This window comes from Pseudomonas putida group bacterium ESBL64, assembly GCF_045277175.1.
GTDB classification, from domain to species: Bacteria; Pseudomonadota; Gammaproteobacteria; order Pseudomonadales; family Pseudomonadaceae; genus Aquipseudomonas; species Aquipseudomonas alloputida.
Map to the genome: position 1 here is coordinate 1,185,506 of NZ_CP145799.1, position 24,164 is coordinate 1,209,669.

A 24,164-nucleotide genomic window follows, 5' to 3' on the forward strand; every position below is an offset into this window, starting at 1 on the left:
ACGCAGTGCATGGAATGCCACCTCAGGCCTGGCGCCTGGCGAGCGGCGTGCCCGGTTCGGTTGCATTTACCCCCCGGCTGGCCCAAGCTCTGCCCTTCCCGCCGCCACGGATCGTCCGATGCCCAGACGCAACCGCTACCTGATCGCCCTGCTGTTGTCGATTCTGGTATCGGCCCTGTTCGGCTACCTGTGGCGCGACGCCCCGCCAACCCCGCCGACCTTGCCAGCACACAGCTACGCCAAGGCGCTGCGCCAGGCCCACGATGGCCAGCCCGGTGCCGCACGGGTGCTGTACCAGCAATTGCAACGTAACGACCTGCCTGCGATCCGCCGTGCGGCGCTCTACGATGAGTTGCCCAACTACCCCTCGCCGCAGGCATTGAAACTGGCCCGCCAGGACCTGGAAAATGCCGAGCCGCTGGTGCGTCGAGCGGCCATTGCCAGTATCCGCCGCCTGCTACCGCCAGCGCAGCGCAGCCTGGTACTCGGCCCGCTGCTGGACGACAGTGAGCAAAGCGTGCGTTTTGCCGCCGTGGATGCCCTGCTGGGCCTCGATCCCGACGCCATCGGCCTCTATTTCGGCCCCCTGCAGTCAGCCCTGGAGCAATACCAGCAAGCCCTGGAGCAACAGCCTGAAGATGCCGACGCCCAAGTGCACCTGGCGCGCCTGTACCTGCACGAAAACGACTACACGCAGGCCGCTGCGGCCTTGAAACGTGCGCTCGCGGTTGCCCCCGGCAACCTCGATGCCCTGGCAACTCAGGTACGCCTGCTCGAGCGCCAGGGCCACCACGACGCCTCCCGCCAGGTGCTGGGCAAAGCCCTGGCGCTGAGCCCCGACTCGGCCTTTCTGCAGTATGAGCTAGGGCTTTGGCTGAAGCGCCACGAACAGCACGAGTATGCCTTGCTGGCCCTGTCCCGCGCCGTGGAACTGGACCCGGACAACGCCGATTACCGCTATACCCTGGCGGTCACTCTGCATGAGCTGGACCAGCCCAACGCCGCCCAGAAGCAACTGGAAACCGTGCTCAATCGCCAGCCAGCCAATCGCCGGGTACGGGTGCTGCTGATCCAGTACTGGAAAGAGTCCGGCCAACTGCAGAACGTGCAAGTTTCGCTCGCCGAGCTGGAGCGCCAGAACCCGGACGACCCTGCGCTGCAACAGGGCCTGTAGGCAGTGCCTGAATTCAGTTGAACCCTGAGCCTGCGCCAGGGTCCAGTGGGTATCAGGCCACCCTAAAGGAGAGTCGTTTTGGCCAGTTCGTTGGCGCTGGATGAACGTGCCTTGATCCTCGCACCGCCACAACTGGCGGCGGATACCTCACGTCTGTTGACTTCCGCCGGCATCAACAGCCTCTGCGCGGTCGACCTGGCCAACCTGCAGGCGCGTCTGGCCGAAGGCGCAGGCTTGGCGATTATTGCCGAGCAAGTGTTCAGCCAAGGCCCAAGCGCCTTGCTGCAGGCATTCATCGACCAGCAACCGAGCTGGTCGGATTTGCCCATTGTGCTGCTGACCCAGAGCGCCTGGTCGGCCGCTGGCGTGAGTCATCATCCGGTGGGCAATCTGCTATGGCTGGGCGCGCCCTACGAAAATGCCCAGTTACTGCACATGACCCGGTCCGCGCTGCGCAACCGCCGGCGACAGTACGTTACACGTGATGAACTCTATGGTATGCAGCAGCGCCTGGACAGCCGGCCTTCAACGCCGGAAGAAGAGCAGGACCGCGGTGAATTCGCCCGCTGCCAGGCACGCAAGATGGAGGCCATCGGCCAACTGGCCGGCGGCGTTGCTCATGACTTCAACAACCTGCTCACCAGCATCAGCGGCAGCTTCGAACTCATCCAGCGGCGGCTGCGCCAAGGCCGCGGCGAGGGACTGGATGGCGTTCTGTGCATGGGCCGCGAGGCCGTTTCACGCGCCGCCCGCCTGACCCACCGCCTGCTTGCCTTCTCTTCCCGCCAATCGCTGCACAGCCAACGTATAGACCTGCCTACCTTGCTCAAGACAGAACGCCTGGAAGCTTGCCTGAGCCCGTCAATAACCCTGCAAGTGCACGCGGCCAAAGACCTGTGGCCCGTGGAGGCGGATGACCAGCAGTTGCAAGAGGCCCTCGACAACCTGCTGCTCAATGCCAGCGAGGCCATGCCCAACGGTGGCCTGCTACGCATCGAGGCGAACAATCATCACATCGCCACCGAGCAAGCTGCGGACGGCGCTTTGCGCACTGGCGACTATGTGCGCCTGCGAATCATCGACAGCGGCCAAGGCATGGCGCAAAGCACGCTGGAGCACGCCTTCGAACCCTTCTTCAGCACCAAGGCGACCGGCCAGGGCATTGGCCTGGGGTTGTCGATGGTGTACGGCTTCAGCAAGCAGTCCCATGGGCATATCACCCTCAGCAGCGAGATTGGCCAGGGAACCCAGGTGGAGCTGTATTTGCCACGCCATGTCGACCAGGCCCTGCCATCCAGCAAGCCTGTGCCGGCCAGACAAGACGGCTGCAGCCGACACGTGCTGATTGTCGAGGACGATCCCCATGTGCGCCAACTGCTTTGCCAGGCACTGGGCGAAAACGGCTTCCCCTGCCAAAGCGCAGCCGACGCCAACGAGGGACTGAAGGTGCTGCGCTCGGCACAACCGGTGGATTTGCTGATCACCGATGTGGGCTTGCCCGGCATGAACGGCCGGCAACTGGCAGAAATTGCCCGCAGCCTGCGGCCACAATTACCGGTGCTGTTCATCACTGGCTACGCGGAAACGGCCATGGCCCGCGAAGGCTTCCTGGGCGCAGGCATGCAGCTTATCTGCAAGCCGTTCGAGTTGCAGCAGTTACAGACGCGAGTGGCACAGATTCTAGGCAAGCCTTGAAGCGCCTTACACGTCAAGCATGCGTAGCGCCTCATCGGCAAGCAGCGCCAGCGAAAACGGCTTGTTCAACAATGCCGTGCCCGGCTGATCGAGCAATTGCGCTTCAATGGACTGATCCGCATATCCGGTAATAAACAGAATTTTCTGCTGTGCAAGCTGCATGCGCATGGCCTTGGCCACTTGCCGGCCACTGAACCCACCCGGCAAGCCGATATCGGTGATGACCAGATCGAAAGGGCCGCCATGGCGAAAGCGCTCCAGTGCGCTATTGGCATCGCCCACATCCGTGACGTCAAAACCACGCTCAGTCAGGTATTCACGCATGACCGCGCGCAGATCAAGCTCGTCATCCACCAGCAGCAGGCGCTCGCCCCGGGCCATGCGCTGCGACAGCAGTACCGGCGCGGGCTCATCCGGAACCGGCTCATGGCACCTGGGGAAAAGCATGGAAACCCTGGTGCCCTGCTCCGGCGCCGACTCGATCCAGGCATACCCGCCCGACTGACGGACGAAGCCATACACCATCGACAGGCCAAGCCCCGCCCCACGCCCGAGAGGTTTGGTTGTGTAAAACGGTTCAAAAGCCCTGGCGATATCCACCACTTCCATGCCATGGCCATCATCCTCGACATGCAACGCCACATAGTCGCCCGGCGGCAAGCCACTTTCATCCGGGAAAAACGCAGTCAGCCGTTCGTTGACGCTGCTGATGGTGACATTCCCTTGTTCCAGGCACGCTTCACGCGCATTGGCACACAAGTTGATCAAGGCATTCTCAAGCTGGGGCACGTCCAGGCTCACTGCCCAAGGTGCAACGTCCAGTTGCCAGTGCAAACGCATCTCTGCCCCCAACGCCCGCAGCAACAGGGGTTCGCTCAAACGTAACTGCCGCTTGAAGTCCAGTGGCCGAGGGACCAATGGCTGATGGCGGGAAAATGCGATCAACCGATGGGTCAGGTCCATGGCCCGCTGCACCGCGTCGCGCGCAACGTCCACGTAGGCCTCCACACGTTCCAGCCGCCCCTCCTGCAGGCGCCGCTGCAGCAGTTCGAGGCTGCCACCAATACCGGACAGCAAGTTGTTCATTTCATGGCCCATGCCGCCTGCCAACTGGCCAACCACCTCCATACGCTCGCTGTTGTGCATCAGCATCTCCGCCTGACGCGCAGCCTCTTCACGGTCTGCGGTGATGTCGCGGCCAACTGCAGTCAGCAGGCTGCCGTCAAACCGCGCACTCCAACGAAACCAGTGGTAGTGACCATCACGGTGTCGCAGGCGGATCTCCAACTGCTCCGCGTGGCTGCATTGCAGCAGCTCGGACACTGCCAATTGCACTTCGGCACGCTCTGTCGGGTGCACCAGCTGCATCACCGACTTCGCCTGCACTTGTTCTTCTGTCCAGCCCAGAATGCGGTACCAGGCCGGGTTGGCAGCATGCAGTTTCAATTCAGGGGTGAGCATCATCATCGCTTCGCGCGACAGCAACCAGAACTGCTCTCGCTCGGCCACATGCTGCTCAACCTGGCGTTCAAAGCTCTGCACCTGCTCACGCCAATGGCGGTGGGCCTCGACGCTGGCCGTGGTCTCGATCACCGTATGCAGAAACCCCGCCACGTTACCGAGTTCATCGTGCAGGGGGGCATAACCGAAAGCGCACCATAGTGGTTCGGCGCCTTCACTGCGGACGATACGCAGGGGTGGGTCCTCGACAAAATTCGAGTGGCCTTCCAGTGCCTTGAACACCCAGGGTCCCACTGCAGGCCAGATATCACTCCACAGGGTATCGAACGCCATGCCCAGCGCATCCGGTAATGCCCGCAACGCCCGGTAGCCATCGTTATGCACCACACACAGGTCCGCCCCCCAGACCACCGCACATGGGAAAGGTGACAAATGCATCATGTCCACGGCTATGCGCAACGAAGCAGGCCAGCGCGACAATGGCCCAAGCGAGGTACGCCACCAGTCGAACTGGGCTATCCGCTCCCCCATCGGCTCGATCAATGGCAAAACAGGCGACTGCAGGATGACCTGCGACGCAGGCTCGCGTGGCGTACCGTTTGCGACCAATACCGTGACTCCAGCAATGCTAAGGGTTGACCACAGCGCCGCCAAGCCTGGCAGGCTCGCCCGTGGATTTGTTCAAATTAGCACAGCATGTCCCGAACACCATGGCGCACTTGCAGGTGACAGCTATGCTATTTAGGTTTTCCCTCGGGCCAGGGAGCACCGGCCCATTCAGGTTGGCGACGGGAGCAGGGTCATGAGCAAGAAAATTCTGGTGGTACTGACCAATACAGCGAAGTATCCAACCCTCAAACGGGCGACCGGGTTGTGGCTGGGTGAAGCCGTTCACTTTGTCGAGAAAGTCGAAAAGGCCGGCTACACCGTCGACTATGTCAGCCCACAGGGCGGTTACGTTCCCGTCGACCCGCACAGCCTGCAGATGGCCCCTGAGCTGGACTGGCAGTGGTACGACGACAAGCGTTTCATGACGCGCCTTGGCAGTACCTTGGCCCCAGGGCAGGTGAAGGCTGACGAATACAGCGTCATCTATTACACCGGTGGTCATGGGGTAATGTATGACTTCGCAGAAAACCAGGCTCTGCAGGAACTGGCACGCAAAATCTACGAAAAAGGTGGCATTGTCGCAGCAGTCTGTCACGGCGTTGTCGGCCTGCTGAGCATCAAGCTGAGCAACAACTGCCTGCTCCTCAAAGGCCGCAAGGTGACCGGCTTTTCCAACATAGAGGAAAAACTGGCCGAACTGGACGACAAAGTGCCGTTCCTGACGGAGAACGAACTTGTAGCTCGCGGCGGTGAGTACAGCAAACATGATGAGCCGTGGAAGCCGTACGTGGTCGACGATGATAGGCTGATCACCGGGCAGAACCCCGCTTCCACTGCCTTGCTGGCCGAGACAGTGCTGAAAAAGCTCAAGGGCACTTAGCTACATCAAGGCGCTCGATTTCCTACCGTTTCAACTGCAGCCGGACTACAGCAGCCCGGACAGCAAATACATAGGCTCAGGGCTCAGCTGTTCACCACGAACAGTTTCAGAGCGGAGAACTATTAGCCTATGTCGAAAATCATGCACGCGGGGCGCAGCATGGTGGAGCTGCTGCTGCTCATTGCAGTGGCGCTGGTGCCTGTGGTTTCCGGTTTGCTGGTGATGGCTTTCCAGCTGGAAGCGAAACTTGCGGAAAACGCCAGCATTTCCGTTCAGGAGGCGGTTTTTAGCGTCGACAATGCACTGGACAGAATGCACGAGACGGCCCTGCGCACTCTGCCATTTGCAGGGGAATCTTGCGATAACGTCAAAAGTGCCTTGCAGGACCAGGTTGCCATTCGCTCAATGGTCAGGTCGCTGACCTTGCTCAAAGACAATCAACCCTACTGCAGCACGGCTTCAGGTTCGCTGGAGCATTATTCATCCTTCGCGTCGTCCGGCCAGCGAGTCGCACTGTCCTACGGCCCTCCTGATACGCGTCAGAAGCTGCTGGTCGACTTTCACCAGAAGGGCAAAAGCAATAGCGTAATCGTCACCGCCTATGCCATGCAGATCCGCAACGAGCTGGATGGCTTTCTGGATGGGCTGACACTGCTGGTCGAATTTGGCGACCGCTACATATGGAGCAACGGTGACAGCCGTGACCTTGAGCGCCCTTCACAGTCCGAGTTTTTTACAAGCGCAATGTCGGCCAAGTATGGATACACGGTCAAAGGTGGCTACCCAGAGGGTTTCACCGCTCAGGAAATCCGCCAGTCGGTGCTGCAGATCGTCCCCTCGCTGATGCTGGTGGGGATCGTGACCGGCTCGATCGTCTACCTGGCCCTGTTCAGGGCACGTGCCAACAGGCGGGGTACCGCCGCCGAACGAACATGACGACGACGGTACTCCAGGGGCGATCAGTCTGTGCTCAGCACGCCACGGCGTACCTGGTCACGTTCGATGGATTCGAACAGCGCCTTGAAGTTGCCTTCACCGAAGCCATCGTCACCTTTGCGCTGGATGAACTCGAAGAAGACCGGGCCAAGCAGGGTTTCCGAGAAAATCTGCAGCAGCAGGCGCTTGTCTTCGGGCTGCGAGGCGCCATCGAGCAGGATGCCACGCGCTTGCAGTTGGTCGACCGGCTCACCATGGCCAGGCAGGCGCTCTTCCAGCATTTCGTAGTAGGTTTGCGGTGGCGCGGTCATGAAGCGCATGCCCAGCCCCTTCAGGGCATCCCAGGTCTTGAGCAGGTCATCGGTCAGGAAGGCTACGTGCTGGATACCTTCACCGTTGAACTGCATCAGGAACTCTTCGATCTGCCCTGCGCCCTTGGACGACTCTTCGTTGAGCGGGATGCGGATCATGCCATCAGGCGCAGTCATGGCCTTGGAGGTGAGGCCGGTGTATTCGCCCTTGATGTCGAAGTAGCGGATTTCACGGAAGTTGAACAGCTTCTCGTAGAACCCGGCCCAGTAGGCCATGCGCCCACGGTAGACGTTATGGGTGAGGTGGTCGATGATTTTCAGGCCAGCACCCACCGGGTTGCGATCCACGCCTTCGATGAAGTTGAAATCGATGTCGTAGATCGAACTGCCTTCCTCGAAGCGGTCGATCAGGTAGAGCGGTGCCCCCCCGATACCCTTGATCGCAGGCAGGCGCAATTCCATCGGGCCGGTTTCGATTTCTACCGGCTGGGCGCCCAGTTCCAGGGCGCGGGCATAAGCCTCATGGGCATTGCGCACGCGAAAGGCCATGCCACATACCGACGGGCCGTGTTCAGCGGCGAAGTACGAAGCGATACTTTTGGGTTCATTGTTCAGGATCAGGTTGATGCCACCCTGGCGATACAGGTGCACATCCTTGGAGCGGTGGGTGGCCACTTTGGTGAAACCCAGTATCTGGAATACAGGCTCAAGTACGCCAGGGGTCGGCGAAGCCAGTTCGATGAACTCGAAGCCCATCAGGCCCATTGGATTGTCGAAGATATCAGCCATGTTCGTGTCCTCATCTGCTGCGAAAATTATAGATTGCGTAGGATGTGGAACAGAAACGGCGGTGAGCACGGGATACCGCGCACGCTGCGGGCGAGGAAGTCACCTATGATCAGCTTGAACCCATGGTATGTCATATGGACCCATTCTCGGCGGGCTTGATCCTTCGGAGGTGAAGGACCTTATTGTTGTATTCGTAAATCGATTCTACATTGCGTAAAATGGTTTGTCGCGTTTTAGTTGCTCGTACGCGGCGACAAACGGCTATCCTCTCGTTTTACTCCATGATAGTCAGGTCAGCATGCCCCTTACCGTCAAACGCCGCGCCGCACTCAGCTGGCGCACGCTCTTGCCTTGGGTCGTCGGCGTGCTGCCGGTCATGTGCGGCCTGGCCGTGATGAACTGGCAGGTCGAGCGTGAAATGCAGGCCAGCAGCCACGCCACCACCCGCCAGGCGTTGGAGCACGTCGAACACATCCTCGACAACCTGTCCCGTGCCGCCAATTCGCTACTTCCACTGACTGACCGTTCATGCGAGCAGGCCCAGCTTATGCTGCGGGCCCAGGTTACCCGCAATGCCTTCGTGCGCTCGACCAACCTGTTCAGGCACAACAACCTTTATTGCACCTCGCTGTTCGGCGAGTTCGAAGAACCGGTCAATCCTGGCGATTACGTCGACGGCAAGTTATGGCTGATGGACGGCAACTCGGTTACGCCGGGCCACCCGCTGCTGGTCTACCGTGCCAGCGACGGCGACCACGGCGCAATCACCACGGTGGACGGCGACCACCTGCTAACAGCACTGCGCCTGATCGGCCCCGATGAAGAACTGCAAATCCGCGTGGGCGACGCCTGGATGGGCAAGGACGGCGTGGTCCACAAAGGTGTCTCCCCTGCCGCCCCCAGTGCCAACGTGCTGATAGGCTCGACGCGTTACCCTTTCAGCGTGCAGGGCGGCTACAGTGCCGACAAGCAAGGCCAACTGTTGCGCAGCCACTACCCTGGCCTGCTCAGCCTGTTGCTGGTACTGGGTGCCCTGGCAGCGCTGGTGTGCCGCTGGCAGATTCGCCGCGCCACCTCTCCGCGTGCCGAACTGGACCGTGCCCTGCAGGCCGATGAATTCCTGCCGTATTTTCAGCCGGTGGTGCGCAAGGGCGATTACCGCTGGGCCGGTGCGGAAGTGCTGATGCGCTGGCACCACCCACGAGAAGGCCTGGTTCGCCCCGACCTGTTCATCCCCTATGCCGAACACAGCGGGCAGATTGTCGCCATGACCCGCGCGCTGTTGACACATACCGCGCAAAGCCTGGCGCCTTATGCCGGGTTGTTGGAAGACGGCTTCCATATTGGTGTCAACATCACCGCTGACCACTGCCGCGACCTCAGCCTGCTGGATGACTGCCGCACGTTCCTGCAGCACTTTCCGCCCGGCCGGGTGGTGCTGACCCTGGAACTGACAGAGCGCAAGCTGATCGAGCCCACGCCGGTCACCCTTGAGTTGTTCGAAAAGCTGCATGCCATGGGCGTGATGATCGCCCTCGACGACTTCGGCACCGGCCAGTCGAGCCTCAACTACCTGCGGCAATTCAAGGTCGACTACCTGAAGATCGACCAGAGCTTCGTTGCCATGATCGGCGCCGATGCGCTGTCTGTGCACATACTCGAGACCATCATCCAGCTGTCGGGAAAGCTGGACCTGGGCATCGTTGCCGAGGGTGTGGAAACCGACCTGCAGCGCGACTACCTGGCCGCGCATGGGGTGGACTTCCAGCAGGGTTACCTGTTCGCCAGGCCCATGCCGGCCGCCCAGTTCCTCGCAGCCCTGGCCACTCGCCCGAGCGCAACGCAGTTGCCGCAAGATGCGCCCCCTGAGATCATGCGCGGCTGATCAACCCGCTCAATTCCCGCATTCGAGGCATTCGTGTCAAAAGGCATTGTTTCATCGGTCATGGCGTCCTGCCTGTTCGCTGTGATGTACTTCTATACCTCCCTGCTCAAGCCACTCGATGGCGAAGAAATCTTTGGCTGGCGTACCCTGCTGACACTGCCCTGCCTCACCTTGTTCATGCTTGTCTCGAAAGACTGGAAGCGGGTGGGCGAACTGATGGGTCGGGTAAAACGCACGCCGGTGCTGTTGCTCGGCATGGTCGGCACGTCCTGGCTGATGGGGGTGCAACTGTGGCTGTTTCTCTGGGCGCCCCTGCATGGGCGCAGCCTGGAAGTGTCGATGGGTTACTTCCTGCTGCCACTGGCCATGGTCCTGACCGGGCGGCTGGTCTATGGCGAGCGGCTGTCACGCCTGCAGACGGTAGCCGTGGCCTGCGCCGCACTGGGCGTAGGCCACGAGCTGTACCAAAACGGCAGTTTTGCCTGGGAAACCCTGCTGGTAACGATCGGCTACCCGATCTACTTCGTGCTGCGCCGACGCTGCCGCACCGACCACCTGGGCGGCCTGTGGTGCGACATGTGCCTGCTGCTACCGTGGGCGCTGTACTTCGTGATCCAGAGCCCACTTTCCAGCGCTGACCTGCAAGCACACCCCGGGCTGTATGTGTTGGTGCCGATCCTTGGCGCGATCAGCGCTTCGGCGCTTATCGCCTACGTGCTGGCCAGCCGCATGCTGCCATTCAGCCTGTTCGGCCTGCTCAGCTACGTCGAACCCGTGCTGCTGGTGGGCGTGGCGTTGCTGCTGGGCGAAACCATCGGCCCGGATCAGTGGCTGACCTACCTGCCAATCTGGGCCGCAGTACTGGTGCTGGTGCTAGAGGGCTTCAAGCACCTGCTACGTCAGCGTCGCCGTTCGGTGTAAGCCGAACCTGGCGTACCCGTCGCTCTTCAACCGCCTCCACGGTCAGCATCCAGCCATTCCAGGCTAGCCGGTCACCGACCATCGGCAGGCGGTCGAGCAAGCTCATCACCAGGCCCGCAAGGGTCTGGTAATCCTCGGTAGCACGGGCGCTGAAGCCAGTACGCGCCTGCACCTGGCTGAGGTTCAGCGCGCCGCTGACCACAAAGCCTTCGCCCTCCTGAACGATGCCCGGGCCTTCAACTTCACTGGCATCCGGCAGCTCACCGGCAATCGACTCAAGGATGTCGGTCATGGTCAACAGCCCGGTGAAGTCACCGAACTCGTTGACCACGAAGGCAATGTGGGTCGACTGACCGCGCATTTGCTCCAGGGCATTGAGGATGCTGAAGCTCTCCAGCAGGTTCAACGGCGCCCGGGCCATGCTTTCCAGATCGGGCTGGCTGCCCGAGAGCAGTTCCTTCAGCAGTTCCTTCTTGTGCACAAAGCCCAAGGGCTCGTCCACGCGACCATCGCGGATCAGCGGCAGGCGCGAGTACGGCGAATTGGCCAGGGCCTGGGCAATGGCGTCGGCCGGTTGCGCCAGGTCGATCACATCAACCTCGGCACGGGCAGTCATCACCGTACGAATCGACCGCTCGGCCAGGTTCAGCACGCCGCTGATCATGACCCGCTCACGGCGGTCGAACAGCACCTGCTCGCCGCCACCTTCGACCAGATCGGCAATCTCCTCGCCGACCTCGTCAGCCTCGACCCGGCGGCCGCCCAGCAGGCGCAGCACGGCATGGGCAGTGCGTTCACGCAACGGCTTGTGCTGTTGCAGGCTGCGCTTGCGACGGGCGCGCGCCAGCTGGTTGAACAGCTCGATCAGGATCGAGAAGCCGATGGCCGCGTACAGGTAGCCTTTCGGGATATGGAAGCCCAGGCCTTCGGCGGTGAGGCTGAAACCGATCATCATCAGGAAGCCCAGACACAGCATGATCACCGTGGGGTGGGCGTTGACGAAGCGGGTCAGCGGCTTGCTGGCAACGATCATGATACCGATCGAGAAGATCACCGCGATCATCATCACGGACAGCTCATCGACCATGCCCACCGCCGTGATCACGGCATCCAGCGAGAATACCGCGTCCAGTACCACGATCTGGGCAACGATCGGCCAGAACGCGGCATGGCGCAGCGTGCCACTGGCCTGGCTCACGTGACCTTCCAGGCGTTCGTGCAGCTCCATGGTGGCCTTGAACAGCAGGAACACACCACCGAACAGCATGATCAGGTCACGGCCAGAGAAGCTCTTGCCGAACACTTCGAACAGCGGTGCGGTAAGGGTGACCATCCACGAAATGCTGGCCAACAGGCCCAGGCGCATGATGAGCGCCAGGCTCAGGCCAATGACCCGCGCGCGGTCGCGCTGATGGGGCGGCAACTTGTCGGCAAGGATGGCGATGAACACCAGGTTGTCGATACCCAGCACCAGCTCGAGGACGATAAGCGTCAACAGGCCTAGCCAGGCCGTGGGGTCGGCTAGCCATTCCATTAGCGGGTACTCACGTGGGACACGTCACAAGGACGGGAGAAGGATGGCCAGAAAGGCCGAAGACTGGGGGGCTCCGCGAAGGTGCTCATATAGACCTTGATAACAAATTGGGAGAACGATGCTACAAGCACAGCAGGTTTCTGTTGTAGCGCAAAACTATTACAAAACCTGTAACGACCCTGCAACGCCCTATCGCCCCGCGGGAGCGAGTCGTGCGCGGGTACTTTTGTTCAATACATCAGACCGTCGGCGACGCGAGGATGACGCCTCTCCAACCACGTGGATCTTCCTCATGAGCCTATCCCTGTCCATGGCCGCCTTCGCCCTTGCGGCCTCGATCTCTCCCGGCCCGGTCAACATCGTCGCCCTTGGTAGCGGTGCCCGCCATGGCCTGCGCGCCAGCGTTGCACATGTCGCCGGCGCCACGCTGGGGTTCTGCCTGTTGCTGGTGCTGGTCGGGCTGGGCCTGCATCAACTGCTGCTTCGCTGGCCTTTGCTGGGCCTGATGTTGCACTGGGGCGGTGTGGCGTTTCTGCTGTACATGGCGTGGAAGCTGGCCAGTGACGACGGTAACCTGAACAGCGCACAGCCTACCCAAGCCCCTTCCGCCTGGCACGGCGCAGCAATGCAGTGGCTGAACCCCAAAGCCTGGTTGGCAGCCGTTGCCGGGGTGGGTGCCTACACCGGTGGTGAACAGCACTTGCTGTGGCTGTTTACCTGGATCTACGGGCCGATCTGTTTCATCTCAGTGGCCTGCTGGGCCTGGGCCGGCAGCGTGATTCGCCGGTACCTGGACAACCCACGTCACCTGCGCATGCTCAATCGGAGCCTGGCCGTGTTACTGGTTGCCAGTGCGGTTTACCTGATCCTTTAAGGCATGCACGGCTCCTGCAGGAGCACCGAGGCTAGCGACAGCATTTCTGTAATGCCCCGGTGTCGCCGCCAGGTGCTGTTTGAATGCCCGCTGCAGGTGTGCCTGATCAGCGAACCCGGCCTCCTGTGCAACTTCAGCAATTGAGCGGCCCTGGCGCAACTGCGCCCGGGCCAGCTGTACACGCTGGTCTAGCAGGTAACCATGCGGCGTCAGGCCGAAGCGTTGGCGAAACGCACGAATCAGGTAGGAGCGGGACAGGCCGCAAGCCCCGCAGATGTCTTCGAGGCTGAGCGGGTCACTGCGGTGGGCGCGTATGAAAGCAGCCGCTGCATCCAGCCGTGGATTGCCCTGGTCAATCTCGCTGGCATTACGGGCAAGCATGCCCGGCAGCTCGCTGAACAGGGCCGCCAGGCGGGTTTCCCGATCAGGCAGCCTGGCGTCGAACAGGTCGGCAAAGGCCTGCAACAGCCGCCCGTACAACACAGGTGAGCGGCTCCAGGTCTGTGTTGGCAGGGTAAAACCCACTGCCTGCAACCAAGGCTGATCGACGAACAGCATCAGGTAAGACCAGGGTTCCCCGGCAACAGGGTTGCAGGTATGCACCACGCCCGGGTTCATCAACACCGTGGTACCCGCCCCCACCTCAACGCACTGGTCACTGTTGATGTAAGTGCTACGCCCCCCCGTGATCACCCCGATGGAGAAGCTCTCGTGAGAGTGCGCGGCGTAGCACACCTTGCGCCCGTCCCCTACCCGTCGGGCTTCGACGAACGGCAAGGCAGGGTCGCGCCAAAACCGTGATACCTCGATCATCCTCTACTGCCCTGCCCGCCGCGGATCCATGCACCGATACTACACACTTATCGTGGGAACAGATCCAACGTGCGCTCCACTTCGTCAATATCGATCCTGAAACCATCGCCTTCCGGCAGGCCCACCACAAAGCCAAAATGCTGCTGGTCACGATCCGTCAGGTATTTGTAGTAACTGACGAAACGGTTCGGCGGCTGCAAAGTCAGCAGGCAGCCTCCAGCCTGCAGCACATTCACGCCATGCACCAACTGGCTACCCTCCACCCCGATGACCACTTTAGCCCCGGCGCATGCCGCGATAATGCTCGGCACATCGGACTTCAGCGGGTTGACGATGCGAAAACCGCGGGTAGTACGCAAGTGTTCGGCAAGCTCCAGCTCGTTGCGCAACAGGCGCAGGTCACCATCACCGCCCCGCAACAGGAAAACCCCCGGGTGCTGCGTGTACGACACATGCGAGAGCAGCTTGTCACCCATGGCTCGGTAGCGAGCATGCCGGCTGCGGTTGTTGCTCTGGTCATCGAACAGCACCAGCTCACGGAAGAACGCACTGCGCAGGCGCAAAGGCTTCATGTCCAGCCAGTCTTCATAGGCCGGTGCCTGGGTAAACAGCGGATACCTGGCAGACGGGGCGGTGGTCACCGGGATGCCCTCGTTGCAGGCCAGCGCATAGGTCGGACAGTCTTCCATCAACCAGGTGCCGAACCAGGCGTTACCGTTTTGCGTGCAGTAGATTGCAGCGCGGTCGATTTCATTGTCGATGAGGATGGTCGGGAAGGTACTCGGCTTCTGTGACAGCCAATGGCTGGCTTTGCCCTTGTACAACGCCCCTTCGACCAGCCATACATCCTTGATCAAGTAGCCACGGGTTGGCCCTTGCAATGTGTTGACGCCCCCCTCCATGGTCTGCGCCGGGTGCACGTAGGGGTAAAACCGCTTGCCTTCCCAGCCCGTCACCCGCTCCAGCTGACCAGGCAGGAAAATGGCCGGCGGCGAAACCGTGGCTTCGCCCGGGGCGATGTCCCAGCACTTGGTGGCGACGCTCTTGAGATCGGTCGCCGTTTTTCCACCCAGCCGTTTGCGCGCCATGTGGCGGTAGGCGGCCAAGGTCCAGCTGTGTTGCCTGGCTGCGGGCGATGCACTGAACTGCGAGATGTCGCTTCCCATGAAGCGTCCTCCCTTGATGGCGAAGTGTGGAGCCCGGCGCTAGGCGCTGTACGAAAAGTCTTGAGACGCGGGTCAGGCAAGGCGAAAACAGCCGAGGAACGGCCGGGGTCGCGCCCGACTGTACTGGAGTACATGAGCATTCCGAGGCTGTTTTCAACGCAGCATGAACCAGTATCAAGGCTTTTCTTACAGCGCCTAGGCGCCAGATCAAAGCATCCCTGGCAGTTACTCAATTGCTCGTGACTCTTTCCATGGTGGGCGGTGATTGCAAGCTGGCGTAACGGCTGCGCAACGTTTGCACAAACGGTTCGCCTGCCCCGCTGCCGCCATAGAGATAAATCTTGTGCAGGCCACCAAACACCATTTCGTGATAGCGACTGGCAACTTCTTCATCGCTTGGGCCATCCGGGAGCCCCAGATGCAACGTCAGCTTGTCGCCTTCGACCGCGAACATCGGCGTATCCCACAAGAACTTTGCCGTACCGGTCTTGGGCAGGCGGACAAACAGGTACGCATGGTTACCCAGCGAATCGATATCACCACCGCGGCGGCGCTTCCACTTCAGCAGGCCGTCGTCCGGGCGCGCCAGACACAGGCCGATGTCGTAATAATCGAAGCCCTGCTCCAGTGCCCATTCAAGCGCCATGAAGGTGGTGATCGAATTCACCTCGCGCAGTTTCTTCGCATCGGAAAACACCGCCTCGCAATAGCCAAAGCGCAACGTGCTCCAGTAACGCTTGCCGCCGCGTACCACTTCACACCCCAGGTGACAGCCGATCACTTCATCGCCCAACATGATCAAGTCAAGCCGGCCGACACTCTTGGCAATACGGAACACCTCTTCGGTAGGAAACTGCGCGGCATGAATGCCCTGCCGGGCCGAAGCATAAGGGCGCAGCAGATCCCGGTCGGCCATGGCGATTTCTTCGTCCGAAAGAGCTTGGCGCATGTGATACAGCGGCCGGTTCTTGCGAATGCTGCGCCGCAGTTCGCTGTCGTAGCGGGCCGTGATGTCTTCCAGAGGGCGCCCCAAGGGCACCACGGCGCTCAGGTAGTGCGGCACTGACAGCGCCCCCGACGTGGGCATTTCGCTGATGACCACGACGTGGCTGGCAGCCGCCGTGGCACTTGCACCGTCCACGATCGATGCGCTGCCCTGGCCCTTGCCCCCAATCAGCAGCTTGGCCATTTCCCGTTGCTGCTTGCGGCCGATGTAGAGGATTTCGTACGGGCTCTCCTGTTGCGGGCGAAACCTGGCGACTTCCCAACGCCAGAGACAGGCACGCGCCATCATTTCTCGCATTTTGCTGGCCAGCAGCCTGATTTCGTAGCGCATGGAGGGCGACAGGAGCTTGCGCGCCACAGTCGTCAAGGTCTTTTTCATTTCTTCTTCGACGTCCTTTTGAAGTGCACTATTGGCCAATCGGAAAAAGAGAAAAATCCAGCAAAAACACTTAACACTTTGATTTTTATAGTATGGCTTGCAACTTTCTAATCACATTCAGTAACAATTTAAGATGCCTGCAAACGCTTTGGCAAGCGGCTTCTGGCTGACTTTAGATCAAGTTTCATGGCGTCAAATTCCCCGCATCAAACCGACGCTCAACAACACATTTGCTATAACCGTGCCCATCAAGCTCCGCTGGCCACTTCGCTATCCATGAATAACCTTTGACGACTTGCATCAACGTCTCTCAGGCCGCTGACGGATTGCCGGGCAGGCATTGGCGGCCATGTTGAACCAGACTGGTGTTTTTCCGGCAGCCAGTGCATGCTCGCAGCTGAAACGATTCAACTGACTTGAAAACCGCCCTTTGATGTGAGGTGCAGTACCCATGGACCGTTTGCTCGATTCACTCTTCCCCAGCGCCGAAAACATCCCGGAAACCTGGCGCCTGGGAGCCCCACTGGAACAACGCGACTACCTGGTCAACGGTGAGCTCAGGCGCTGGGACGGCCCGTTGGCCACGGTGCGCAGCCCGGTGTGGCTCAAGCAAGGCGACGAAGAGCATCAGGTCATACTGGGCAGCGCCCCGCTGCTGGATGCCGATACCGCGCTTACCGCCCTCGATGCCGCCGTGCAGGCCTATGACAAAGGCCGTGGCGCCTGGCCAAACATGCGCGTGGCCGAGCGTATCCAGCATGTGGAATCCTTCCTTGCCCGCATGCGTGAACAGCGCCAGGCCGTGGTCAAGCTGCTGATGTGGGAGATCGGCAAGAACCTGAAGGATTCAGAAAAGGAATTCGACCGCACCTGCGACTACATCGTCGACACCATCAACGCCCTCAAGGACCTGGACCGCCGCTCCAGCCGCTTCGAGCTGGAACAAGGCACCCTCGGCCAGATCCGTCGCGCCCCGCTGGGCGTGGCCCTGTGCATGGGGCCCTACAACTACCCGCTGAACGAGACCTTCACCACGCTCATCCCGGCGCTGATCATGGGCAACACGGTGGTGTTCAAGCCGGCCAAGTTCGGCGTACTGCTGATCCGCCCCTTGCTCGAAGCGTTCCGCGACAGCTTCCCGGCAGGCGTGATCAATGTCATCTATGGACGCGGCCGGGAAACGGTGAGCGCGCTGATGGCCAGCGGCAAGGTCGATGTATTCGCCTTCATCGGCACCCACAAGGCCGCCAGCGACCTGAAAAAACTGCACCCACGCCCGCATCGTCTGCGCGCCGCACTGGGCCTGGACGCCAAGAACCCGGGCATCGTGCTGCCCCAGGTCGACCTCGACAACGCTGTCGAAGAGGCCGTCACCGGGGCGTTGTCGTTCAACGGCCAGCGCTGCACGGCACTGAAGATCCTGTTCGTGCATGAGGATGTGGTCGAGGCCTTCCTCGACAAGTTTCAGCGCAAATTGGCGGCGCTCAAGCCCGGCATGCCGTGGGAACCTGGCGTGGCGCTGACACCATTGCCCGAGCCTGGCAAGGTCGACTACCTCGATGGCCTGGTTGCCGATGCGACGGAAAAGGGCGCGCGCGTGCTCAACGAAAATGGCGGGCACAGCCGCGGCTCATTCTTCTACCCGGCCTTGCTGTACCCGGTCAGCCAAGAAATGCGCGTGTACCACGAGGAGCAGTTCGGCCCGCTGGTACCGGTGGTGCCCTACCGCGACCTGCAGACAGTGATCGACTATGTGCTGGACTCCGACTACGGCCAGCAACTGAGCCTGTTCGGCAACGACCCGGCCACCATCGGCAGCCTCGTCGACATCTTCGCCAACCAGGTCGGGCGCATCAACATCAATGCTCAGTGCCAACGCGGCCCTGACACCTACCCGTTCAACGGCCGCAAGAACAGCGCCGAGGGCACGCTCTCGGTGGATGACGCTTTGCGTGTGTTCTCCATCCGGACGCTGGTCGCCACCCGCTTCCAGGAGGCCAACAAAGCGCTGATCAGCGAGATCATTCGCAACCGCCAGTCAAGCTTCCTGACCACCGACTACATCTTCTGACCGCCGCGCTTATAGACAATCGATCTAGCGTCACTGTCGATTTTCCATCTGGGCGAACGACTCTAAGCAACAGGGCGCCTTTCGGCGCCCATTGCGCAGGAGAGTCGAACATGGCAGTCAAACCCATCCCCGAAGGCCAGCACAGCATCACGCCCTACCTGGCCATCAACGACGCCGCCAAGGCCATCGAGTTCTACAAGCAAGCCTTTGGCGCGAAGGAAATGTTCCGCCTCGATGCCCCGGGCGGTCGCGTTGGCCATGCCGAACTGAGAATCGGCGATTCGTCGCTGATGCTGGGCGACCCCTGCGACATGGAAGGCGGCCTCACCGCCAGCCAGAAGCTCAGCGGTGCGGGTGTTGGCCTGCACTTGTATGTTGAAGACTGCGACAAGGTCTACGCCCAGGCCCTGGCCGCCGGGGGCATCCAGTTACATCCCTTGACCGACCAGTTTTACGGTGACCGCAGCGGCACCCTGAAAGATCCGTTTGGCAACATCTGGTTCGTGTCCACCCACAAAGAGGACCTGACCCCCGACGAGATTCGCGCCCGCGCCGCGAAGATGTTCGGCGGCAGCCAAGCGGCGAGTTGAAAGCCGCGCGACTTTGCTTGAAGCTTGAGGCTCGTAGCTTGGAGCTGCTTCATGCGAATCATCGACAAAACCGCCACCCAGGTGCGCAGCCTGACCCCCGCTGAAGAGGAACTGCTGGTCGGCTTTGCCACCGGCAGCCTCGCCGGCCCGCGCCTGCTACAGGCCAACCAGCTACTGATGAAAGTGCGCAACGCCAACCAGTGGCTGGCTTGCGACTGCCGCAACGATGCCTTGCCGGTGCTCAACGTCACCCTCAACGGCAGCACCGGTACGCTCTTCCTCAAGAACAACCCGGGCACTGCCGAGCACGCGCCAGGCTGCCCGTTCACCAAGGACGAGCGGGAAGCCGCCGAACGTGAAAATGACCCTGTCCCCCCCGCCGCCTGGCTGCCACCCGACACACCCTTGCGCCTGATCAGCGACTTCCGTGCTGGCACGGCCGGTGGCGCCGGCGACGGCAACGACAGACGCGAACAGCAGCGCCTGCTGTCACTGCTGCTAACCTGGATTGAAACCAGCGGGCTCAACCTCTACGCCACCCACTTGAAAAAAGACCTGACCACGCAGTTTGCCGAGTTGCGCAGCGTGGCCAGCCGCTATCCGCTGCTGGAGCGGGTGCCCGCCAGCAACTACCTGGAAACCCGCCTGGACATGAAGCACATGATGATGCTCAAGTCCCGCCTGCGCGAAGCCTCTGTGTTCGGCAACCATCGCCGCCATGGCCTGCTGCTGGACTGCGTCGACCAGATCAAAGGGCGCAAGTTGTTCAACAACCGCAGCGAAGACGGCTTCGACTTCCAGGGGCATCACCTGTACTGGGGCGGGAGCCGCACCACCGGGCCGTTGCTGGCGCTGATGATCTACTCGCCGACCAGCGCCGGCAGCCATTTCTATGAGCTGATTCATGTGGCCAGTGTGCCCGTGCTGTCGCGCGCCCACCTGTTCCCGGTGTACCGCGATGAAGAGCGCGAGCCGCTCAAGGCATTGGTGTCGCTGATCGACTGGATGGCCAGTAAAGGGGTGAAAGTGCAGATGCGTCGCCCCGTGATCGGTGGGCAGGTGATGGATGAACTGGTGCTGACCTCGGACCAGGACCGGGTGTTGTCAGTGTCGCTGCTGGAACAGCCCATCGGTCCCGAGCCGGATACCGAGAACTTCAAGCGCTACGCCGACTTCAAAAGCCTTGAAACGTTCCGCAAGTTCGTTGCCGGCTTTTTCATGCGCGAGCGTTGAAACCCACGCGTTGGCTCGCGCAGTTTCTTGCAGGAGATCGCCCTGCCCTTTGGGCGGGGCGGTCACGCAGCGAACACAGGCGGCAAGCGGTTAGACAAGCGTGCATTGGCCGCACAGGTGCCTCAACCCAGGAACAGCTTGTACGCCGGGTTGTCAGTCTCGTCCCAATACCGGTACCCCATCTCGTCCAGCGTCAACGGCAAGCTCGCCAATTCGTCCGCTGGCACTTCCAAAGCAGCGAACACCCGTGCCTCCGCCGCACCATGGTTGCGGTAATGGAACAGGCTGATGTTCCAACGTTTGCCCAACCGCTCCAGAAACCCCAGCAACGCCCCTGGCCGTTCGGGAAACTCGAAGCGCAGTACCCGCTCATCAGCCCCTGACGCGGCATGCCCGCCCACGGTATGGCGCACATGCAGCTTTGCCAGCTCGTTGTCGGTCAGGTCCAGCACGCTGTACCCCTGCTCCCGCAAGCTGGCCAGCAACTGCTCACGCGGGTCGTGCACCGGGTGGGTCTGCACGCCCACGAACAGGCGCGCCTCCTTGCCAGGGTAGAAGCGGTAGTTGAATTCGGTGATCTGCCGCTTGCCCAGTGCCTGGCAAAAGGCCCGGAAGCTGCCCGGCTGTTCCGGAATTGTCACGGCAATGATCGCCTCGCGCTGCTCACCCAGCTCGGCCCGCTCGGCCACATGGCGCAAGCGGTCGAAATTGACGTTGGCCCCGGAGTCGATGGCCACCAGGGTCTGCCCCTGCACACCTTCACGCGCCACGTACTTCTTGATCCCGGCAACGGCCAAGGCCCCGGACGGCTCGGTGATCGAACGGGTGTCGTCGTAGATATCCTTGATCGCCGCGCACAGCTCGTCACTGCTCACCGTCACCACCTCGTCGACGAAGTGGCGGCACAGCTCGAAGCAATGGGCGCCGATCTGCGCCACCGCCACGCCATCGGCAAAGGTGCCGACCTGCGGCAGGATCACGCGTTCGCCGACGGCCATGGCAGCCTGCAGGCAGTTGGAATCTACCGGCTCGACGCCGATCACCTTCACGTCAGGGCGCAGGTACTTCACATAGGCGGCGATCCCGGCGATCAAGCCGCCACCGCCCACGGGCACAAAGATCGCGTCCAGCGCCCCCGGGCGCTGACGGAGGATTTCCATGGCCACGGTACCCTGCCCGGCGATCACATCCGGGTCATCGAACGGTGGCACGAAGGTGGCGCCTTCGCTGTCGGCCAGCTTCAGTGCATGGGCCAGCGCATGCGGGAAGCTCTCGCCATGCAGCACCACATGCCCGCCGCGCGAACGCACACCTTCCACTTTCAACGATGGCGTGGTGGTGGGCATGACGATCGTTGCTTTGATACCCAGATGCGATGCCGCCAAGGCCACGCCCTGGGCATGGTTGCCCGCCGAAGCGGTGATCACCCCGCGCTCACGCTGCACATCGGTCAGACGCGACAGGCGGGTGTAGGCACCGCGGATCTTGAACGAAAACGTAGGCTGCAGGTCTTCGCGCTTGAGCAACACCTGGTTGCCCAGGGCGGCAGACAAGGCCGGGGCCGCTTGCAGGGGCGTTTCGATGGCCAGGTCGTACACCGGCGCGGCAAGAATGCGCCGCACCTGCTCCGACAGCAGTTGCTGGGGGGTGACGGTAGTACGAGGGACACTGAAGCTGGTCATCGATGACTCCTTGGCTATTTTTACGTTGCCCAGGAGTCAGAGAGAAAAAACCCGCCTCCAGGGCGGGTTCGGTGCACGTACGCGCTAGCCCGCCAAGCTGATAATGGCGGTAATAATAATGGCGTTCACGTGCGGGAATGTGTTCATGGGTAGGAACTTAGCCTGCCTCACAGCCAGAAGTCAACACTTGGCCTGCTGCGCCGAAAGCGGCACATCGAACACCTTGTCGAAGCCCCACTGGAAGACAAAGGCGTAAACGAAGAAGAACACGAACAGCGCCAGGTTGGTCAGCAGTGCCGCCCACAGGCTCACGTCCAGCCAGTACGCCACCAGCGGCAGCAGAATCACCACCAGCCCACCCTCGAAACCCAGCGCATGCAGCAGGCGCCGCAAAAAGGTGCGCTCACGCTTGTGCTGGCGCGCTTCCCAACGTTCGAACACCCAGTTGTAGCCCATGTTCCAGCTCATCGCGATACCCGACATCAGCACCGAGAGCACGGTCGACTGCGCCATGCCGGCGCCGAACGCCAGCTCCAGCGCAGGCGCCACACAGGCGACGGCGATGGCCTCATAGAGAATGGCCTGGACGATCTTGCGGGCCTTGCCTTGCATGTTCAGCTCCCTGAATAAACGACCTGTAAAGCTACAAGATGTAGCCCCCAAGAAAAAGCCCGAACGCTGGACAACTTCGCGCTTGGCTGCCCGGCTGTGAGGTGAAGCGTTCGCGATAGGCGTTGAAGGGCTGGACCCGCTGGGGCCGAGCAGCGCGTGGCGGCGCCGTCCCTGCCCAGGTGTTGCAGGAAGCCAAGACCGCTTTGCGTTGTGATCAAGCCAGCTGGCAGAACAGGCGAAACATCATCCGGCGGGCAAACGAATCCTGAACTGCGCCCCACCCAGCGCCGACTGCGCCAGGGTCAAGGTGCCACCCTGCCCCTCGATTGCCCGACGGCTGATGGCCAACCCCAGGCCAAAACCACCGGTGTTGCGATCGCGACTGCGGTCCAGGCGGTAGAACGGCTGGAACACCCGCTCGCGCTCCTCCACAGGGACGCCAATCCCGTCATCCTCTACCGTCAGCAAGCAGGCGCCATCGGCTTCCAGGCGCAAGCGCAGCAACAGGCTTTCATCGCAATAGCGCATGGCATTGCGCACCAGGTTCTGCACCGCGCGCGCCGTCAGCCGCGGGTCCAGTACAAAGCGCGGCAACTCACCCTCGGCCCGCACCTCCCATTGGATACCCCGGCCATCGAGCTCCTCGGCAAAGCCGCCAAGCACACTGTCGACCAGCTCCAGCAGCGATACCTCCACCCGCTCCCGCGCCTGATCGGCGTTGTACAACCGGCTGTAGGACAGCAGCTCCAGCACCAGTTCATCCAGCTCGCGCACATGCCCGACCAGCTCCAGCAGGCGCTTGCGGCTGGCTGGCGGCACTTCGTCGAACAGCAGCACCAGGCCGAAGTCCAGCCGGGTCAGTGGCGTGCGTAACTCGTGCGATACCGCATTGAGCAGTTCACGCTGCTGGTTGACATGGCGTTCCAGGTCACTGGCCATGGTGTCGAATACCCCGGCCAGCTCACCAATGTTGGAGTGAGGCGAAATGTGCGTACGCTCAGCCATCTGCCCCTGGCCCAGGCGCCGAGCGGTCTCCTTGAGGCGCTCCAGATCACGCCAGTGCGGCCATACCCACAGCAGCAGGCAGCCCAGCATGGCTGCACCAATCAATACGGTCACGCCCCACGACAGCACGTTGATGTCCAGCGGGTCCGGCGGGGAATGCAGGCGTACCAGCCACTCCTTGTCCAGCGGCGCCAGCACCGTCTCGTAATAGCCCCACTCGGCAATGCGCACTGCGTACAGCCCCTGCGCCAGGCGCGCCTGCTCCTCATCGCTCAAACCGGCCTGATCCCTGCGCAGCAGCTGCAGCTCCAGCGGCGCGAAATCACTGGCCAGTTCCTGCTCCACCGCTGGCCACTGCTCGCGCGGGGCCTGGCGGAACTGGCGCACGATCAACGCCTGTACGCCCTTGGCCTGGTCCAGGTTGTAGGCCATGAACCGGTCGCGGAACAGGCCGACAATGGTGTCAGGGATGAACAGCAATGCGCCGGCGTAGGCGACGATGATCACCAGGTACAACCGCACCAGGATCTTGAGCATGG

Annotated in this window: 19 protein-coding genes; 10 read left to right on the plus strand and 9 right to left on the minus strand. The window is 61.6% G+C overall.

The window, feature by feature from the left end; translation table 11 throughout:
* The first annotated feature begins 118 nt into the window (after positions 1 to 118).
* Together V6093_RS05320 and V6093_RS05325 are read left to right on the plus strand one after the other, a co-directional pair.
* Positions 119 to 1,174: a HEAT repeat domain-containing protein gene (locus V6093_RS05320; protein ID WP_108078426.1), complete on the plus strand. Its 1,056-nt coding sequence runs from the start codon at positions 119 to 121 to the stop codon at positions 1,172 to 1,174.
* A gap of 78 nt (positions 1,175 to 1,252) precedes the next feature.
* A complete protein-coding gene (locus tag V6093_RS05325; protein ID WP_014859088.1) occupies positions 1,253 to 2,869 on the plus strand; it encodes a response regulator in 1,617 nt (538 codons plus the stop codon).
* Positions 2,870 to 2,875: 6 nt separating this feature from the next.
* Here V6093_RS05325 and V6093_RS05330 read toward each other — a convergent pair whose 3' ends face one another.
* Positions 2,876 to 4,939 carry a PAS domain-containing sensor histidine kinase gene (locus V6093_RS05330; protein ID WP_080756814.1) on the minus strand — a complete coding sequence of 688 codons (2,064 nt, stop codon included), beginning with the start codon at positions 4,937 to 4,939 and terminating at the stop codon, positions 2,876 to 2,878.
* Between the two features lie 193 nt (positions 4,940 to 5,132).
* Between V6093_RS05330 and V6093_RS05335 the strand changes: the two genes are divergently transcribed.
* Positions 5,133 to 5,819: a type 1 glutamine amidotransferase domain-containing protein gene (locus V6093_RS05335; RefSeq protein WP_047605200.1), complete on the plus strand. Its 687-nt coding sequence runs from the start codon at positions 5,133 to 5,135 to the stop codon at positions 5,817 to 5,819.
* 129 nt (positions 5,820 to 5,948) lie between these two features.
* Positions 5,949 to 6,755 (plus strand): CSS-motif domain-containing protein, encoded by an 807-nt coding sequence (locus V6093_RS05340; protein WP_003253863.1) that lies wholly within the window; start codon positions 5,949 to 5,951, stop codon positions 6,753 to 6,755.
* 23 nt (positions 6,756 to 6,778) lie between these two features.
* Here V6093_RS05340 and hppD read toward each other — a convergent pair whose 3' ends face one another.
* On the minus strand, positions 6,779 to 7,855 hold the full coding sequence (hppD, locus tag V6093_RS05345) for a 4-hydroxyphenylpyruvate dioxygenase (RefSeq protein ID WP_003253865.1): 1,077 nt from the start codon (positions 7,853 to 7,855) through the stop codon (positions 6,779 to 6,781).
* Positions 7,856 to 8,153: 298 nt separating this feature from the next.
* Between hppD and V6093_RS05350 the strand changes: the two genes are divergently transcribed.
* Together V6093_RS05350 and rarD are read left to right on the plus strand one after the other, a co-directional pair.
* On the plus strand, positions 8,154 to 9,740 hold the full coding sequence (locus tag V6093_RS05350; RefSeq protein ID WP_406669727.1) for an EAL domain-containing protein: 1,587 nt from the start codon (positions 8,154 to 8,156) through the stop codon (positions 9,738 to 9,740).
* Between the two features lie 33 nt (positions 9,741 to 9,773).
* Positions 9,774 to 10,661, plus strand: a complete 888-nt coding sequence (gene rarD / locus V6093_RS05355) for an EamA family transporter RarD (RefSeq protein WP_047605198.1) — start codon at positions 9,774 to 9,776, stop codon at positions 10,659 to 10,661.
* Here rarD and V6093_RS05360 read toward each other — a convergent pair.
* Positions 10,624 to 12,195: a TerC family protein gene (locus tag V6093_RS05360; RefSeq protein WP_406669728.1), complete on the minus strand. Its 1,572-nt coding sequence runs from the start codon at positions 12,193 to 12,195 to the stop codon at positions 10,624 to 10,626. The two genes, rarD and V6093_RS05360, sit on opposite strands and share 38 nt — an antisense overlap.
* 292 nt (positions 12,196 to 12,487) lie before the next feature.
* Here V6093_RS05360 and V6093_RS05365 point away from each other — a divergent pair, with 292 nt between their 5' ends.
* Positions 12,488 to 13,069: a LysE family translocator gene (locus V6093_RS05365; protein ID WP_047605196.1), complete on the plus strand. Its 582-nt coding sequence runs from the start codon at positions 12,488 to 12,490 to the stop codon at positions 13,067 to 13,069.
* On the opposite strand, the gene V6093_RS05370 is transcribed toward V6093_RS05365, so the two are convergent.
* The 3 genes from V6093_RS05370 to V6093_RS05380 form a co-directional block, all read right to left on the minus strand.
* Positions 13,034 to 13,882 carry an AraC family transcriptional regulator gene (locus V6093_RS05370; protein WP_003253877.1) on the minus strand — a complete coding sequence of 283 codons (849 nt, stop codon included), beginning with the start codon at positions 13,880 to 13,882 and terminating at the stop codon, positions 13,034 to 13,036. The two genes, V6093_RS05365 and V6093_RS05370, sit on opposite strands and share 36 nt — an antisense overlap.
* A 47-nt stretch (positions 13,883 to 13,929) precedes the next feature.
* Positions 13,930 to 15,048, minus strand: a complete 1,119-nt coding sequence (locus tag V6093_RS05375) for a glycosyltransferase 61 family protein (RefSeq protein WP_004576556.1) — start codon at positions 15,046 to 15,048, stop codon at positions 13,930 to 13,932.
* A 229-nt stretch (positions 15,049 to 15,277) separates the two neighbouring features.
* On the minus strand, positions 15,278 to 16,432 hold the full coding sequence (locus tag V6093_RS05380; RefSeq protein ID WP_003253880.1) for a hypothetical protein: 1,155 nt from the start codon (positions 16,430 to 16,432) through the stop codon (positions 15,278 to 15,280).
* A 451-nt stretch (positions 16,433 to 16,883) separates the two neighbouring features.
* On the opposite strand from V6093_RS05380, the gene V6093_RS05385 reads away from it, so the two are divergent.
* From V6093_RS05385 to V6093_RS05395, 3 genes are all read left to right on the plus strand, one after another.
* Positions 16,884 to 18,503 carry an NADP-dependent glyceraldehyde-3-phosphate dehydrogenase gene (locus V6093_RS05385; RefSeq protein ID WP_047605195.1) on the plus strand — a complete coding sequence of 540 codons (1,620 nt, stop codon included), beginning with the start codon at positions 16,884 to 16,886 and terminating at the stop codon, positions 18,501 to 18,503.
* Between the two features lie 110 nt (positions 18,504 to 18,613).
* Positions 18,614 to 19,093: a VOC family protein gene (locus tag V6093_RS05390; protein ID WP_004577478.1), complete on the plus strand. Its 480-nt coding sequence runs from the start codon at positions 18,614 to 18,616 to the stop codon at positions 19,091 to 19,093.
* Positions 19,094 to 19,144: 51 nt separating this feature from the next.
* Positions 19,145 to 20,326, plus strand: coding sequence for a hypothetical protein (locus V6093_RS05395; protein WP_108078429.1), 1,182 nt, complete (start codon positions 19,145 to 19,147; stop codon positions 20,324 to 20,326).
* Positions 20,327 to 20,448: 122 nt separating this feature from the next.
* Here V6093_RS05395 and ilvA read toward each other — a convergent pair whose 3' ends face one another.
* From ilvA to V6093_RS05410, 3 genes are all read right to left on the minus strand, one after another.
* Positions 20,449 to 22,008, minus strand: a complete 1,560-nt coding sequence (ilvA, locus tag V6093_RS05400) for a threonine ammonia-lyase, biosynthetic (protein WP_003253886.1) — start codon at positions 22,006 to 22,008, stop codon at positions 20,449 to 20,451.
* Positions 22,009 to 22,188: 180 nt separating this feature from the next.
* Positions 22,189 to 22,620: a PACE efflux transporter gene (locus V6093_RS05405; RefSeq protein WP_003253887.1), complete on the minus strand. Its 432-nt coding sequence runs from the start codon at positions 22,618 to 22,620 to the stop codon at positions 22,189 to 22,191.
* Positions 22,621 to 22,863: 243 nt separating this feature from the next.
* Positions 22,864 to 24,162, minus strand: a complete 1,299-nt coding sequence (locus V6093_RS05410) for an ATP-binding protein (RefSeq protein WP_003253888.1) — start codon at positions 24,160 to 24,162, stop codon at positions 22,864 to 22,866.
* Positions 24,163 to 24,164: the final 2 nt, after the last annotated feature.

Bases quoted from the DNA above. Each gene is read 5' to 3' on its own strand.
- V6093_RS05340 (WP_003253863.1), top strand. From the start codon at position 5,949: ATGTCGAAAATCATGCACGCGGGGCGCAGCATGGTGGAGCTGCTGCTG.
- V6093_RS05395 (WP_108078429.1), top strand. From the start codon at position 19,145: ATGCGAATCATCGACAAAACCGCCACCCAGGTGCGCAGCCTGACCCCC.
- ilvA (WP_003253886.1), bottom strand. From the start codon at position 22,008: ATGACCAGCTTCAGTGTCCCTCGTACTACCGTCACCCCCCAGCAACTG.
- V6093_RS05410 (WP_003253888.1), bottom strand. From the start codon at position 24,162: ATGCTCAAGATCCTGGTGCGGTTGTACCTGGTGATCATCGTCGCCTAC.
- V6093_RS05370 (WP_003253877.1), bottom strand. From the start codon at position 13,882: ATGATCGAGGTATCACGGTTTTGGCGCGACCCTGCCTTGCCGTTCGTC.
- V6093_RS05390 (WP_004577478.1), top strand. From the start codon at position 18,614: ATGGCAGTCAAACCCATCCCCGAAGGCCAGCACAGCATCACGCCCTAC.
- hppD (WP_003253865.1), bottom strand. From the start codon at position 7,855: ATGGCTGATATCTTCGACAATCCAATGGGCCTGATGGGCTTCGAGTTC.
- V6093_RS05320 (WP_108078426.1), top strand. From the start codon at position 119: ATGCCCAGACGCAACCGCTACCTGATCGCCCTGCTGTTGTCGATTCTG.
- V6093_RS05360 (WP_406669728.1), bottom strand. From the start codon at position 12,195: ATGGAATGGCTAGCCGACCCCACGGCCTGGCTAGGCCTGTTGACGCTT.
- V6093_RS05350 (WP_406669727.1), top strand. From the start codon at position 8,154: ATGCCCCTTACCGTCAAACGCCGCGCCGCACTCAGCTGGCGCACGCTC.
- V6093_RS05405 (WP_003253887.1), bottom strand. From the start codon at position 22,620: ATGCAAGGCAAGGCCCGCAAGATCGTCCAGGCCATTCTCTATGAGGCC.
- V6093_RS05375 (WP_004576556.1), bottom strand. From the start codon at position 15,048: ATGGGAAGCGACATCTCGCAGTTCAGTGCATCGCCCGCAGCCAGGCAA.
- V6093_RS05365 (WP_047605196.1), top strand. From the start codon at position 12,488: ATGAGCCTATCCCTGTCCATGGCCGCCTTCGCCCTTGCGGCCTCGATC.
- V6093_RS05380 (WP_003253880.1), bottom strand. From the start codon at position 16,432: ATGAAAAAGACCTTGACGACTGTGGCGCGCAAGCTCCTGTCGCCCTCC.
- V6093_RS05385 (WP_047605195.1), top strand. From the start codon at position 16,884: ATGGACCGTTTGCTCGATTCACTCTTCCCCAGCGCCGAAAACATCCCG.
- V6093_RS05335 (WP_047605200.1), top strand. From the start codon at position 5,133: ATGAGCAAGAAAATTCTGGTGGTACTGACCAATACAGCGAAGTATCCA.